Annotated in this window: 15 protein-coding genes; 12 read left to right on the top strand and 3 right to left on the bottom strand. The window is 54.2% G+C overall.

Going from position 1 to position 13,664, the window contains the following annotated elements:
• Positions 1-30: 30 nt before the first annotated feature.
• Both Q7C21_RS02730 and Q7C21_RS02725 read right to left on the bottom strand, forming a co-directional pair.
• Positions 31-303 (bottom strand): PTS sugar transporter subunit IIB, encoded by a 273-nt coding sequence (locus tag Q7C21_RS02730; protein WP_003855084.1) that lies wholly within the window; start codon positions 301-303, stop codon positions 31-33.
• Positions 304-351: 48 nt separating this feature from the next.
• A complete protein-coding gene (locus Q7C21_RS02725; RefSeq protein WP_033763296.1) occupies positions 352-801 on the bottom strand; it encodes a PTS sugar transporter subunit IIA in 450 nt (149 codons plus the stop codon).
• Positions 802-1,245: 444 nt separating this feature from the next.
• Between Q7C21_RS02725 and Q7C21_RS02720 the strand changes: the two genes are divergently transcribed.
• The 12 genes from Q7C21_RS02720 (at position 1,246) to Q7C21_RS02665 (ending at position 12,106) form a co-directional block, all read left to right on the top strand.
• Complete coding sequence (locus Q7C21_RS02720) at positions 1,246-1,980, top strand: GntR family transcriptional regulator (RefSeq protein WP_003855087.1); 735 nt, start codon at positions 1,246-1,248, stop codon at positions 1,978-1,980.
• A 419-nt stretch (positions 1,981-2,399) separates the two neighbouring features.
• Complete coding sequence (locus Q7C21_RS02715) at positions 2,400-3,398, top strand: MsnO8 family LLM class oxidoreductase (RefSeq protein WP_003855089.1); 999 nt, start codon at positions 2,400-2,402, stop codon at positions 3,396-3,398.
• A 19-nt stretch (positions 3,399-3,417) separates the two neighbouring features.
• Positions 3,418-4,569 (top strand): amidohydrolase, encoded by a 1,152-nt coding sequence (locus Q7C21_RS02710; protein WP_375150347.1) that lies wholly within the window; start codon positions 3,418-3,420, stop codon positions 4,567-4,569.
• An 81-nt stretch (positions 4,570-4,650) separates the two neighbouring features.
• Positions 4,651-5,964 carry an LLM class flavin-dependent oxidoreductase gene (locus tag Q7C21_RS02705; protein WP_375150346.1) on the top strand — a complete coding sequence of 438 codons (1,314 nt, stop codon included), beginning with the start codon at positions 4,651-4,653 and terminating at the stop codon, positions 5,962-5,964.
• Between the two features lie 10 nt (positions 5,965-5,974).
• On the top strand, positions 5,975-6,916 hold the full coding sequence (locus Q7C21_RS02700; protein ID WP_008924650.1) for an ABC transporter substrate-binding protein: 942 nt from the start codon (positions 5,975-5,977) through the stop codon (positions 6,914-6,916).
• A 10-nt stretch (positions 6,917-6,926) separates the two neighbouring features.
• Positions 6,927-7,439, top strand: coding sequence for a GNAT family N-acetyltransferase (locus Q7C21_RS02695; protein WP_003855096.1), 513 nt, complete (start codon positions 6,927-6,929; stop codon positions 7,437-7,439).
• A gap of 9 nt (positions 7,440-7,448) precedes the next feature.
• Positions 7,449-8,375, top strand: a complete 927-nt coding sequence (locus Q7C21_RS02690) for an amino acid ABC transporter permease (protein ID WP_008924652.1) — start codon at positions 7,449-7,451, stop codon at positions 8,373-8,375.
• Positions 8,359-9,153 (top strand): amino acid ABC transporter ATP-binding protein, encoded by a 795-nt coding sequence (locus Q7C21_RS02685; protein ID WP_008924653.1) that lies wholly within the window; start codon positions 8,359-8,361, stop codon positions 9,151-9,153. The genes Q7C21_RS02690 and Q7C21_RS02685 overlap by 17 nt, the downstream gene beginning before the upstream one ends.
• Positions 9,150-10,049 carry an ABC transporter substrate-binding protein gene (locus Q7C21_RS02680; RefSeq protein ID WP_375150345.1) on the top strand — a complete coding sequence of 300 codons (900 nt, stop codon included), beginning with the start codon at positions 9,150-9,152 and terminating at the stop codon, positions 10,047-10,049. Before Q7C21_RS02685 ends, Q7C21_RS02680 begins: the two co-directional genes overlap by 4 nt.
• 207 nt (positions 10,050-10,256) lie before the next feature.
• Positions 10,257-10,817, top strand: a complete 561-nt coding sequence (locus Q7C21_RS02675) for a non-canonical purine NTP pyrophosphatase (protein WP_003855100.1) — start codon at positions 10,257-10,259, stop codon at positions 10,815-10,817.
• Complete coding sequence (locus Q7C21_RS02670) at positions 10,814-11,608, top strand: SIR2 family protein (protein WP_003855101.1); 795 nt, start codon at positions 10,814-10,816, stop codon at positions 11,606-11,608. The genes Q7C21_RS02675 and Q7C21_RS02670 overlap by 4 nt, the downstream gene beginning before the upstream one ends.
• 156 nt (positions 11,609-11,764) lie before the next feature.
• Positions 11,765-12,106, top strand: a complete 342-nt coding sequence (locus tag Q7C21_RS02665; protein WP_003855102.1) for a YebG family protein — start codon at positions 11,765-11,767, stop codon at positions 12,104-12,106.
• A gap of 74 nt (positions 12,107-12,180) precedes the next feature.
• Here Q7C21_RS02665 and Q7C21_RS02660 read toward each other — a convergent pair whose 3' ends face one another.
• Positions 12,181-13,314, bottom strand: coding sequence for a Fic family protein (locus tag Q7C21_RS02660; RefSeq protein ID WP_008924656.1), 1,134 nt, complete (start codon positions 13,312-13,314; stop codon positions 12,181-12,183).
• Between the last annotated feature and the right edge of the window lie 350 nt (positions 13,315-13,664).

Raw genomic sequence — 13,664 nt, 5'->3', positions numbered from 1 at the left:
GAGGGTAAGGTGTTTATCTAATTATTAGCGTCAGTTTTTCTCAAAATACTCGCGTATTTTTTGTTCCACTTCTTTCAGGTCAATAATGTTGTTAATGATGATAACCTTCTGTTCAGGAAGGTTGGCGCTGTAGGCAATATCTTTTGCCATCACAAAAACATCCGCCACATCGGGCGTAACAGAGCCGAGATCAGAATGTTCAACTTCCGCTTCAACACCAATAGTTTTAAGCACCTTCTTAATGTTCATTTCCATCATGAAGCTGCTGCCCAGACCTGAACCACAAACCGCCATAATTTTCATATCTCACCTCATTCACTGTTGATAAAATGTCGTGTTTTAGCGGGCAGTTCAGACGCCCGATAAAATTGTTATCAGCGCTTCTTTACTGGTTGCCCTGAAGAGTTGTGTCATGATCGCTTCATCAGACAGAACTTCTGCAAGCTCGGAAATCATTTCGATATGGCTATTGCTGTCCGGCGCGGCAAACATAAAAATGGCCTTTACCGGATCGTTCTCTTCAGAGTCAAATTTCACCGCTGTGCCCAGCAGCACAATCGAGAGCCCCAGTTTGTGCGCGCCCTGTTCCGGACGGGCGTGAGGCATTGCAATCTGCGGAGCGATGACGAAAAAGGGCCCGATCTCCTCTTTTTGCTGAATGATCGCATCAATGTAATCCTGCGAGATTGCGCCCTCACTGAGCAGAGGACGCCCCGCAATGACGAGTGCTTCCTGCCAGTCAGCAACGCTTTCGACGTACTGGATTTTCTCGTTGTTTAACCACTTAGCCAGGTGTGACATCGCCTTGCTCCTGCTGAAAATGCCTGAATATGTACAGTCATTTTTTAAAAAAACGCCTTTCATCCCCCTTTGACTGAACCTGCAGGCAACCTGCGTCCACTCACTGTGCGGGAAAATAAAGGCAGTCCGATTCGTAAAAGAACGTTTTATCAAGCCGTTAAGAAATAACGCGTTTCTTAGCGTGCACATAAAATTAAATTTCACTTTAACCGGTACATCTGTACATGTTAAAGATGTCTAGTCATCTCGATAATGTCCTTCGACGTGTACGGACACAACATGTAAAGTTAAAATTTGGCTGAACAGGCTTAACATCAGTGCCAATTTGATAAGTTGATCACATATTAAGCGAGCCGTAGTGGTACTCATCCGGCAATGTCAGGCAGAACTGTACTGACACGGATTAGAGGGAGACCGTCCTTCACGCAAATGGGAAGAAAGCCAATGGCTGATGGCATTACTGAAAAGCAAAAAGAGGTGGTTAATTACATCCTCAATAAAATTAAGGATGATGGCCTTCAACCCGGAGAAAAGCTGGATACCGAAATATCAATTGCCAAAAATATCGGCATTACACGCGCAACGGTGCGTGAGGCGACACGTATTCTGGTAGAGCAGCAGAGAATATATCGGGTAAAAGGATCGGGTATTTTTGTGGGTTCCGCGGAGATAAGTAGCCAGGCTCACCGATATCATGTGCTTTCACCTTTTGATTATCAGGCTCAGAGAAATGGCCATAAAGGTGTCAGAAAAATTATCTCTGTCAGTATCGTCAGGGTTCCTTCAGCGGACATGGCCCAGGCACTGCGTATCAAGAGCAGCGATCAGATTTATAAAATTTTACGTCTGATGTGTTTTGACGATATTCCGGTGGCACTGGAGCATATCCACCTGCCAGTAAACCTGTTCAACAGCATGGAATTCAGCAAGCTGGAAATCTCCAAATATGCCTATATTGAAGAGGTGACAGGTAAAAAAGTCCAGCTCAGAGACCAGCATTTAACAGCCGTCAATCTTGCGGATACACAATCACTTACGTTACTTAATTTAGCGGAAGGCGATGCGGTCATTCAGCTTAATGAAACGGTTTATCTCGACGACGGCATTCCCTGTGAAGTCAATGTGGCGATTATCAATACCCGGTATTTTCCTCTGAAACAAAACTCGCAGCGACCTTAACTAAAATAATGTTTTAGTCACTTATCTTTCCTCAATTGAAAGCTCAGTATGCTTATTTAATTGCCCGACGTTCTGCGCTTTCTTCCTCCAGTACAGAATGGACTTCAGTGTGTTGTATTCCTGATGTCTGTTATCAAGGCAGCGCCGCGGCAGAACGCATAACAGCTTTCCATACTTAAGACGATTTTCTGCATAACTTTGCCGGCTCGCTGGTTTCAATCGCCTTTTTTTCAGGTAACAGGCGGTTTTATCCGTGAGATCTGGCTATCAAACCCTGTTTCAGCGCCGTTATCCTCATTTATCCTTTCATCCCTCCCCATTATGACGAATTCAATAAAGCATAAAACAATATGATGTTTTACCAATAATCACCTGCGCAGCACACTGGTCAGCAACCGGAATTAACAAGGACCAGGTGAATGGCATATCGATTGAGTCTGTTAGATAAAGCACCCGTGCTGCAGGGCGAGACGCCCACCGCGGCGCTGCAGCGCACCCTGCAGCTGGCCCAGCTGGCAGAGGAGTGGGGATATCACCGTTTCTGGCTGGCAGAACATCACAACACCGCGCAGCTCGCCAGTCCTTCACCGGAAGTGTTAATTGCGTGGATCGTTGCTCAGACCCGTCATATTCGCGTCGGATCGGGCGGAGTGATGTTGCAGCATTACAGCCCCTATAAAGTGGCAGAAAACTTCAATCTGCTCGCCTCTCTGGCTCCCGGACGTATCGATCTCGGTATAGGCAAAGCGCCAGGTGGATTACCGCTCTCCACCCATGCACTGCAACAGGGTGTCGATGCCGCTAAAAAAGGGAGCTTTGCTAATCAGCTTCAGCTGCTGGATAGCTGGCTCACACCCGCTCAACCTCATGTCGATGACGAAGGCTTAGCCGCCACGCCATTGCCGTCACGCCCGGCCAATCGTTTTCTGTTGGGTGCCAGTGAAGAGAGCGCCCGGCTCGCCGCCAGTCTGGGCTGGCAGTTTGTGTTTGCGGCCCACCTCAATGGCGATCGTCAGTTACTGGAGCGCGCGTTAAGTACTTTCTCCCGCCTGAGTCACGGTCAGCGCGCACTGGTGGCTGTACAGGTGGTGGTGGCCGATTCACCCGCCGGCGCAGACCTGCTGGTTTCCGGTCTGCGCCATTATCACGTCGCAGTGAAAGAGGGCCCAGGCGTCAATGTCGCCAGTCTTGAGCAGGCCGAACGCTATGTGCGTCAGGGCGGTTACAAGGATTACAAAATAGAGCCGCGCACACCGTCATTGCTAAAAGGCACATCAGCGCAGGTTCATGCTCAACTGGATGCACTGCATCATAATTTTGATATTGATGAGTTCGTGATCGACACGCCGATTACCGAGCCGGTTGCCCGCCTGAAGTCACTTGAACTGCTGGCTACGCATCATCTGGTCGCAGCCTGAATCTCAGTGGAGAGTCATCATGAACCATGAGTCACAACTGATCGAATGGCGACGCGAACTGCATACCTGGCCAGAGCTGTCGGGTCAGGAGTTTGCGACCACGACGCGACTGCGGGGATGGTTAGCCGCAGCGGGCATCAGGATTCTGGATTATCCCCTCGAGACGGGCGTGGTGGCGGAGATTGGCAGTGGAGAGACGGTGATTGCGCTGCGCGCGGATATCGATGCGCTGCCGATCCATGAGGCGAGCGGCGTGCGGTTTCATTCCCGTCATCCTGGCGTCATGCACGCCTGCGGTCACGACCTGCACAGCGCGGTGATGCTGGGCGCAGCGTTACAGCTCAACACGCTGTCCGATCAATTGCCTGGCCGGGTACGTATTCTGTTTCAGCCCGCAGAGGAGATCGCGCGAGGAGCCAGACAGTTTATTGAGGTGGGTGTACTTGATGAGGTACAGGCCATTTTCGGCATGCACAATGAACCCTCGCTGCCCATTGGCACATTCGCTACCCGCAGCGGGGCGTTCTACGCCAATACGGATAAATTTATTATTTGCGTGACTGGCAAAGGCGCACACGCTGCGTATCCGGAACAGGGCGTCGACAGCATTGTCACCGCCAGCCAGATTATTCAGGCATTACAGGGACTCACCAGCCGCAGCTTCAGTGCCCTGGACAGTCTGGTGCTGAGCATTACGCGTATCGACGGCGGTAAAAGCTGGAACGTGTTACCCGGCGGCGTTGAGTTTGGCGGCACGGCCAGAACCCATGATTTACAGGTGCGCGCGGAACTGGAGCGGCGGGTGCGTGTGCTGGTTGAACACGTTGCCGAAGCCAATGGCGCGCAGGCAACCCTGAGCTGGCATCCTGGCCCGCCGGTGCTGATCAATGACGCGCACTGGGCGAACTTCAGCAGTGAAGTGGCGCAGCAGGCGGGTTATCGGGTGCAGACGGCCGATCTGCATCTGCTGGGCGAAGATTTTGCCTTTTATCTGCAACAGGTGCCCGGTGCGTTTGTCAGCATTGGCAGCGCCAGTGATTTTGGTCTGCATCACGCCAGTTTTACCCCTGATGAGGCGCTGATTGCCCCCGCCGCCGACTACTTTGCCCGACTGGCCCGCCTGGCGCTGCAACATCTTAATGCGCGATGTCGGGAATCCATTCTGAACTGAATTCATCTGCAGCCCGCTAACGCACGACGGTTCTGAACACCGTCGTCGGGCACCACTACGACTAAAAAAAGAGAGAGCATCATGACCACAAGACAACTTCGGCTGGGCACTATTCTGCATGGCGCATCGGGAAACATGTCCGCCTGGCGCCATCCTGCGGCACAGGCTGATGCCAGCATCAGCCTGGATTACGCAAAAAAAATCGCCCGTAAAGCGGAGCAGGGCAAGCTCGACTTCCTGTTTGTCGCCGACGGATTATTTATTAATGAGAAATCGATACCACACTTTCTCAATCGCTTTGAACCGCTGACACTCCTGTCTGCCCTGGCGGGCGTTACGGAACATCTGGGACTGGTCGGCACCGTTTCCACGTCCTACAGCGAGCCGTTCACCGTGGCGCGTCAGTTTGCCAGCCTCGATCACCTCAGCGGCGGTCGCGCGGGGTGGAATGTGGTGACCTCGCCGCTGGAAGGTTCCGCAAAAAACTTTTCCCGCCAGAAACATCCTGAGCATGCGTTGCGTTACCGCATTGCCGATGAGTATCTGCAGGTGGTGAAAGGCTTATGGGATTCGTGGGAGCAGGATGCTTTTGTGCGCGACAAAGAGAGTGGGCAGTTCTTCGATCCGGCAAAGTTACATACGCTCGATCATCACGGTGACTTCTTCCAGGTGCAGGGGCCGCTGAACATTGCCCGCACGCCGCAGGGCCGTCCGATTATCTTCCAGGCCGGGGCCTCTGAGGACGGTAAAAAGCTGGCGGCGCGCCACGCTGACTCCATCTTTACCCATCAGCCGACCCGCGAAGAGGCGCAGGCGTTTTATCAGGATGTGAAGCAGCAACTGGAGGCGAATGGCCGCCAGCCAGAGGATCTGCACATCTTCCAGGGTGTCAGCGTGATTGTTGGCGATGATGCAGAGGATGTGGAGCGCCAGTATCAGACCACGGCGGCGCTGGTATCAATTACCGATGCGCTCAATTACCTGGGGCGTTTCTTCGACCATCACGACTTTTCACAATACCCGCTGGATCAGCCGTTTCCGGACATTGGCGACATAGGTCAGAACAGTTTCCGCAGCACCACCGACGAGATCAAACGAAAAGCCAGAGAGCACGGTCACACCTTGCGTCAGGCGGCGCTGGAAGCCGCCACGCCGCGCCCGCTGTTCCACGGTACACCGGAAGAGGTCGCCAATGGTCTTCAGCAGTGGTTTGAGACCCAGGCCGCTGACGGCTTCATCATCAATGGCGGTACGCCCGATACCTTTGAACGCTTTGTCGACCGCGTGGTGCCGATTCTGCAGGCTCGCGGGCTGACGCGTCGCGACTATCCGGGCAGCACCCTGCGCGACAGCTTTGCCCTGAAACAACCCGTTAATCAGTTCACCTCACAATAGGGCACAGGCCATGAAAAAAACATCACCTCTTCTCGCCCTGCTTATTCTGGCGGCCAGCAGCCATGCGCTGGCGGAAGATACCCGCGTTTCCTATAACGGCCAGCGGGTCAGTCTTGAAGCGAATAAAGCGCCAGTCAATACCGTGAAGAATCCGGATGCCATCGCTCAGTTGCCTGCCGGTCATCACTTTGTGGTGCCAGGTTCCTTTACCGTGGCGGTTGCGGCACTGAATTCGCCACCGCTCACCGTGTTTTCCGACGACAACAAAACCCTGCTCGGCAGTGAAGTGGACATTGCCCGGCTTGTCGCTGACAGCCTGGGACTGAAACTCAACGTCGTGCCTGCGTCGTGGGAAGACTGGCCGCTGGGTGTGGCCTCAGGCAAGTATGACGCGGCGATCTCCAACATCACCGTGACCAAAGATCGTAAAGAGAAGTTCGACTTTGCTACCTACCGTAAAGACTCCCTGGGTTTTTATGTCAAAACCAGCAGCCCGATAAAATCACTGACTAAAGCAGAGGATATCGCCGGGCTGCGGATCATCGTGGGATCCGGCACCAATCAGGAGGCGATTCTGCTGGCATGGGATAAAGAGAATCAGGCAAAGGGACTCAAAGCCTTTACGCCGATCTACGCCAAAGATGATGCGGCTCAAACGCTGGCGCTGCAGGCGGGCCGCGCAGATGCATACTTCGGTCCCAACGTGATTGGAGCCTGGAAAGCGGCACTGACGGGTAAAACCCGCCTGGTGGGCAGTGTCGATGGTGGCTGGCCGAAAGCGGCACACATCGCCGTTACCGTGAAGAAAGGCAGCGGCCTGGCGGAACCGATCAGTACTGCGCTGAACGGCGTGATCGGCAATGGCGACTATCAGAAGGTGCTGAACCGCTGGGGTGAAGGTGTTGAGAAGATCGACCGTTCAGAAATCAATCCCGCCGGGCTGGGCGACTAAGGAGCTGACCATGAGTGAATCCACTTTTCGCGATGTTTCACCCGATGCACCAGCGCTCCAGCCGATTCTCGGCGGGCTATTTGATGAATATTCCGCGCGCTACGGTGACTACTTTGCCCGGCATAAAGAGCAGGAACTGACCGAATGGTATCTGCCGCCGCAGGGGCTGTTTATTGTGCTGGAGCGTGACGGCGAGATTATCGCGATGGGCGCTTACAAACCCTGTGATCCACAAACCGCTGAGCTGAAACGTATCTGGACACGCAGCGATCTGCGTCGTCAGGGGCTGGCACTGGTGGTGTTGCAGGAGCTGGAGCGGCGTGCGCTGCAGGCAGGTTATCAGCGGCTGTTTCTCACCACCGGCTTTCGCCAGCCGGAAGCGGTACGGCTCTATACCGGCCACGGCTATCAGCCTCATTTTGATCTCAGCGGCGATCTGGAGCGTTACGGCCAGCCGCCCCATGACGGACGACTGCGTTTTAGTAAAGTCATCGGCGTTTATAACGTCGCCGAAGCGAGTTAAGGAGTGACGATGAGCAAGCATCAACAACTACAGGTGGTGCCAGCGCGCTACCCGGCCCGCACCGCCGGGGCTATCGTGGCGCTGTTTATACTGGCGGGCGTGGTGCAGTCGGTGGCCTTTAACCCACGCTGGGAGTGGAGCGTGTTTGCCCGCTGGTTCTTTGATCCTGTGATCCTGCATGGCCTGGGTCAGACGCTGCTGCTGACCCTGCTGGGCACAGTATTCAGCCTGCTTTTGGGCGGTCTGCTGGCGCTGGCGCGACTTTCCTCGTCATGGCTGCTGAGCACGCTGGCGTGGGGTTATATCTGGCTGTTCAGGTCACTGCCGCTGATTGTCGTGCTGATTATTCTTTATAACTTCTCCTATCTCTACGACACCCTGTCGATCGGCATTCCGTTCACCGGTCTGTCGTGGGGCGCGTATCAGACGATTAACGTACTGGGCCAGTTTCAGGCTGCCGTTATTGGTCTGACGCTGGTGCAGGCGGCTTACAGTGCGGAGATTATTCGTGGCGGGATCCTCGGTGTCGATCACGGTCAGGTAGAAGCCGCGTCCGCGTTGGGTCTCTCCGCCACGCGCCGCACCTTCCGCATCATTCTGCCGCAGGCACTGCGCGCCATTATTCCTGTCGCCTTTAACGAAATCATCAGCCTGGCGAAGGGCACTTCCGTGGTTTACGTGCTGGCGATGCCGGAGCTGTTTTACACCATCCAGATGATCTACAACCGTAATCAGGAAGTGATCCCGCTACTGATGGTGGGGGCCGCCTGGTATCTGATTATTACCACCGTATTGTCCGTGATTCAGTATAACGCTGAACGCTGGATGGCCCGCAGCGTCACGCGTGAACCGCAACCCTCTCGCTGGCGACAGTGGCGCAACCGCGTCACACCCCTTCATCCAACCGAGGAGATCAGCCATGTCAGAAGCCATTGATTACCGCACTTCACACACCACCGGAGCCATCAGTATCACCGGGGTCAGTAAACGTTTTGGTAAACATAAAGCGCTGGATGATGTTTCGCTGTCGCTGGAACCCGGTTCAGTAACGGTGATTCTTGGCCCCTCTGGTTCCGGTAAATCCACGCTGCTGCGCACCATTAATCATCTGGAGCGGGTCGATGAGGGATTTATTCAGATTGATGGTGACTACATCGGCTATCAGCAACGCGGCAATAAGCTTTATGAGCTGAAAGAGAAGGCGATTCTGCGCCAGCGCATCAACGTCGGCTATGTGTTCCAGAATTTCAATCTGTTCCCACACCTCAGCGTGCTGGATAACCTGATTGAAGCGCCGATTGCGCATCGGCAGTTAACGAAAACGGAAGCGATACAGCGCGCCGGTGAACTGCTGGATATTGTGGGCCTGCGCCATAAAGCGGATGCCTGGCCACGTCATCTGTCGGGCGGGCAGCAGCAGCGCATCGCTATTGCGCGTGCGCTGATGCTTAATCCGCGTGTCATGCTGTTCGATGAGCCGACCTCGGCGCTGGACCCGGAGCTGGTCGGCGAAGTCCTCGACGTGATTAAAAAGCTTGCACGTTCCGGGACTACGCTGGTGATTGTGACGCATGAGATCGGCTTTGCCCGGGAAGTGGCGGATAACGTGGTCTTTATGGTGGATGGCCGGATTGTGGAGCAGGGCAGCACGACGCAGGTGCTCAATCATCCGCGTCATGAACGCACCCGCCGTTTCCTGGCGCGCGTGTTATGAGAGGGCTAACGTTTACCGCGCTGATGCTTCTTCCGGCGCTGACCTGTTCAGCGGCTGAGAAGCTTGATGTGCTTAAAAATGAGGTGCCGATCCATGCCCCGGTTAATCCGCAGGCGATCGCTAAAATTCCCGCTGGTTTTCATTTTATCGAAGCTGGTACGCTGACGGTTGCGACCTCAGCTACCAACTCACCGCCGCTGTCACTGCTGGCGTCAGACAACGTGACACGGATTGGCAGTGACCCGGATATTGCCAGACTGCTGGCGGACAGTCTGGGCTTAAAGCTGAAGCTGGTTTCGGCTTCATGGGAGGACTGGCCGCTGGGCATCAGCGCCGGACGCTATGATGTCGCGATGTTCAATATAGCCGTTACTGAAGAGCGCAAGAAGAAGTTCGATTTTGCGACCTATCGCGCCGACAACCACGCCTTTGCAGTGAAAAGCGACAGTCACATCAGCCGGATTAATAGCCCGGCTGATATTGCCGGCAAGCGGATTATCGTCTCGTCGGGCACCAATCAGGAGCGCATATTGCTGAGCTGGGATCAGCAGAATCGGGCCAAAGGTCTGCCTGCGGTAACGCCGATCTACCTTACTGATGATGCATCGGCGACGCTGACGCTGCTGTCTGGGCGGGCCGATGCGATGTTTGGACCTCACTCCATGGCGGTCTGGAAAGTGGCGTCACGCGGACAGACAAAACTGGTGGGCAGTGGGCCGTTTCGCGCCTGGGTTGCCGTGACCACCAAAAAGGGCAATGGTCTGGCCCCGGCGCTACAGGCTGCGCTCGACGGCACCATTACGGGCGGTCAGTATCAGCAGGTGTTGTCCCGCTGGGGCGAACAGGATGAAGCCATCGCTCACTCCACAGTAAATCCACCGGGCATTGTTTACTGAGTCCACAGAGCCGGCGCTGTTCCGGCTTTTCATTAAAAAGTGAGCCAGAACAATGTCGGATCCCCTCCCGCGCCTCTCTCGTCTGACCGCCCCCGGCTCGCAGCGCCTCACCGAATTGAGCTACACTCTTCAGCGTTAGTGATTTATCCTGCCCGCCTGTTTCCGTTAACATTCAGTGCCTGGTGGAGTAATTAACCTGGAAGCCCCATGAAAATCAGATTCCTTTCTGCCAATGAACCAAAACTGGCTGAGGTGCGCAAGATACTCGAACCCATCGGGGTCGAAGTGCTGCCCATCGCCCGTCGCATCGAAGAAATTCAGACTGAAAACGAGCTCGACCTGGTGCGCGACAAACTTACCAAGGCGTTTTCGCTGATTGGGCGACCGCTGTTCGTGGAGCATACCGGCCTCTATCTGGATGGCCTCAATGGTCTCCCCGCCGGTCTGACCCGCATCTTCTGGAACCGCCTGGACGCTGAGCGCTTTACCGCGCTGGTGCAGGGGCTCGACAGCCAGGCGGTGACGGCTAAAACGGTGCTGGGCTATTGCGATGGCCGTAAAATGTATCAGTTTTCTGGCGAACTGCGTGGCACCATCGCCGCGAAACCTGCCGGGACACGTGGCTTTCAGTGGGACTGTGTGTTTATTCCCGAAGGCTATGACCAGACCTTTGCGGAAATGGGTGAACTCAAGAATGAGATTTCGATGCGGCGCATTGCGCTGGATCGCTTCGCTACCTTTTTAAAAACCTCGCGGGGAGTGGCATGAAACCTGAACTTAAGCGCGCCTATGATTCCGGCAAACTGATTCTATTTGCCGGTGCCGGTATTTCGCGCAATTTTGGTCTTCCCGAGTGGCACGAACTGATTGCGCATCTTGCAAACGAGCTGGGTTACGATCCCAAAATCTTTAATACCTATGGCACGCATCTGTCGCTGGCGGAGTATTACAAGCAGAAGAAAGGTTCGTTAGGCCCGCTGCGCAGCTGGATGGATCGCGAGTGGCACCGTCCGGATATCGATGTCCGGTCTTCTGAAATTCATACCATGATTACCCAGGGTAACTTCTCCCGCATTTACACTACTAACTATGATCGCTGGCTGGAAGCGGCGCACGACGCGCACGGCGTACCCTATTATAAAGTGGCCAATGCTGCCGACCTGGTCTCTTTGACCGAAGATAAGCGCCACATCATCAAACTGCACGGTGACTTCGATGATGACACCTCAATCGTGCTTGATGAGAGCAGCTATTTCGAACGTCTCTATTTTGACTCGCCGCTCGACATTAAACTGACCCATGACGTGATGGGCAATTCTGTGCTGTTTGTCGGCTACAGCATCAGTGATTTCAACATTCGCCTGCTGTTTTACCGTCTGACTAAAATGTGGGGCCGCACCGGGCTGGCGACGGCGCGACCAAAATCGTATCTGTTCACTAACCGTAATAACCCGGTCGCCAAAGAGGTGCTGGGGCAGTGGGGGATCGAGGTGATCGTTTCTGAAGAAGACGATCCACGCAAGGCGCTGGCGATGTTTCTCGAAGAGCTGCTGGTCTAGTCAGCGCAGTTTCCGGCAGAGAAGTCTCAGGAAAATAAAAAAAACCTGCGCCCGGTTAAGGTTAGCCGGTGCATAACCGATAAACTCTATTCTCTGCTGGCAAAGCATAACCGGCATGATATACTGTATTTATACACAGTACCTGAGGGCGAAAAGATGGCTGTTGAAACAAAATTTGTTGTAGTCAGAAAGGGTGAAGAGAAGATGACGTTTGCCAATAAGAAAGAGGCCGATGCCTACGACAAAATGCTCGATATGGCCGAAGCTTTCACTGACTGGCTGTTACAGCATCAACCTGCACTGGATGAATCTCAGGCTGAAACCCTGGGCCTGCTGATTGCAGAACAGAAAGATGCGGTTCAGCATATTCTGCGCACCAGCAAATTGCCGGAAGCGGCAGTCTCCGTCTCTCAACCGGAAGCTGTGTCAGACGCTGGCGCGGATGATCAGGCTGAAGAGCCTGCTGCCAGGAAAGTGCGCGCTGTTAAAGCCGCGTAATTGCCACAATGCCGGAAGCGAACCTTCCGGCATTGCTGTTTTTGAATAACGGTTTGATCACCGCTTTCATCCTATTAATCTGTAAGTATCTCGCGGGTTTTAACCTGATAGCGGGTGCTTCTGCCGCCTCCCTCAAGCCGGAACAGACACCCTTTTTCAACCAGATCCGCCAGATGACGGGTCGCCGTGGCTTTACTTACTTTCGCGACTTTCTGATACTGGCTGGCGCTTATCCCCTGTTCGAAACCCTGCTCGCCACCGTCTAACAGCCGGTTAAGGACTTTTACCTGTTCCGGACTTAATGCCATCCCCTGATGTCGTAACCAGAATCGCGCTTTCAACTGTGTGCGATCGATAACATCCAATGCCTGTTTCAGGCTCTCATCCAGGATATCCAGAAACCACACCAGCCAACGGGTGATATCAAGGCCGCCTTTCTGCGTCTGCTCAAGGATGCGGTAATACCCGGCACGCTGCGCCAGTATTGCCGGAGACATGGCGTACAGGCGGATGCTCTGGCTGTCAGCCTGTGCCAGGGCGAGATCGGTCAATGCTCGCGTGATACGGCCATTGCCATCATCAAAAGGGTGTAGCGTGACAAACCACAGATGGCAGATGGCGGCCCGCAGTAGCGGGTCCAGCATCACATCATGCTGACTGCTGTTAAACCACGCGATGAACTGTGCCAGCTGTTGCTCCAGTCCGTGTCGCGGTGGGGCTTCAAAATGTACCGTGGGACGATCTATGCGTCCTGAAACCACCTGCATCGGTTCACTGCCACGCAACGTCCCGACGCTCAGGCGCTGTACTGTCCATTCATCTGCCGGGAAGAGCCAGTGATGCCACTGAAATAACCGTTCAAGCGTTAATGGCTGGCTGCGATTGTTGATGGCATCGAGCATCATCGCGGCCAGTCCTTCTGACCGATCGGAGACCGGATAGGGCTGCGTTTCCGTAACGCCTAACCGGCGCGCCAGAGACGAGCGAACTGACTGCACGTTGACCCGCTCCTCTTCGATTGCCGAAGAGGAAAGAATATTACCCAACAGGGTATCCAGCGTCTGTGATTCAGTGTCTGACTGCAGGCTGGCGCGGCCAAGCAGCAAACCGCGCTGCTGCTGCAAATGGCGCAGGCGTGGTAGCAGCTCGTTATCCTGCCAGTGAAATTGGGGCCATTCCGGCTGTTGCCAGATCCAGTCAACGCTCATCATCCACTCACGGTTAAAGAGAATGAGCCGAATAAGTGTGGTTAATCGGCTCACGAGATGAGTCGATAATAGCGGATATTTGGCTCACAGGCCAACCGTGCGGAATGGCAGGCAAAGAAAAGGACCCGAAGGCCCTGTTTACTAGCGGGAGAACTGCATAAAAGTGTCTGAATAGTAGTGAACGATCCAGGCGATATACGCTAGCCAGACAACCATCCCAACAGCCAATCCTGATTTACCGATCATTGTTCTCTCTCCACTGCGATAAGGGGGCTACAGCAACTGTTGACATAAACTGACAGTAATAGCGGACGGCGATATTGTTGCAGATCAAAAAAAGCCCGTTCTGC

Origin of the sequence: Pantoea sp. ANP04, assembly GCF_041982285.1 — a bacterium.
Lineage (GTDB): Bacteria > Pseudomonadota > Gammaproteobacteria > Enterobacterales > Enterobacteriaceae > Pantoea > Pantoea eucalypti.
The sequence above is the reverse complement of the archived record's forward strand: the minus strand, read 5'-3'. Positions and strand labels throughout refer to the sequence as shown.

Coding starts and splice junctions, on each gene's coding strand:
- Q7C21_RS02660 (WP_008924656.1), bottom strand. CDS start 13,314: ATGAGCGTTGACTGGATCTGGCAACAGCCGGAATGGCCCCAATTTCAC.
- Q7C21_RS02725 (WP_033763296.1), bottom strand. CDS start 801: ATGTCACACCTGGCTAAGTGGTTAAACAACGAGAAAATCCAGTACGTC.
- Q7C21_RS02685 (WP_008924653.1), top strand. CDS start 8,359: ATGTCAGAAGCCATTGATTACCGCACTTCACACACCACCGGAGCCATC.
- Q7C21_RS02690 (WP_008924652.1), top strand. CDS start 7,449: ATGAGCAAGCATCAACAACTACAGGTGGTGCCAGCGCGCTACCCGGCC.
- Q7C21_RS02705 (WP_375150346.1), top strand. CDS start 4,651: ATGACCACAAGACAACTTCGGCTGGGCACTATTCTGCATGGCGCATCG.
- Q7C21_RS02675 (WP_003855100.1), top strand. CDS start 10,257: ATGAAAATCAGATTCCTTTCTGCCAATGAACCAAAACTGGCTGAGGTG.
- Q7C21_RS02710 (WP_375150347.1), top strand. CDS start 3,418: ATGAACCATGAGTCACAACTGATCGAATGGCGACGCGAACTGCATACC.
- Q7C21_RS02720 (WP_003855087.1), top strand. CDS start 1,246: ATGGCTGATGGCATTACTGAAAAGCAAAAAGAGGTGGTTAATTACATC.
- Q7C21_RS02665 (WP_003855102.1), top strand. CDS start 11,765: ATGGCTGTTGAAACAAAATTTGTTGTAGTCAGAAAGGGTGAAGAGAAG.
- Q7C21_RS02715 (WP_003855089.1), top strand. CDS start 2,400: ATGGCATATCGATTGAGTCTGTTAGATAAAGCACCCGTGCTGCAGGGC.
- Q7C21_RS02680 (WP_375150345.1), top strand. CDS start 9,150: ATGAGAGGGCTAACGTTTACCGCGCTGATGCTTCTTCCGGCGCTGACC.
- Q7C21_RS02670 (WP_003855101.1), top strand. CDS start 10,814: ATGAAACCTGAACTTAAGCGCGCCTATGATTCCGGCAAACTGATTCTA.
- Q7C21_RS02700 (WP_008924650.1), top strand. CDS start 5,975: ATGAAAAAAACATCACCTCTTCTCGCCCTGCTTATTCTGGCGGCCAGC.
- Q7C21_RS02730 (WP_003855084.1), bottom strand. CDS start 303: ATGAAAATTATGGCGGTTTGTGGTTCAGGTCTGGGCAGCAGCTTCATG.
- Q7C21_RS02695 (WP_003855096.1), top strand. CDS start 6,927: ATGAGTGAATCCACTTTTCGCGATGTTTCACCCGATGCACCAGCGCTC.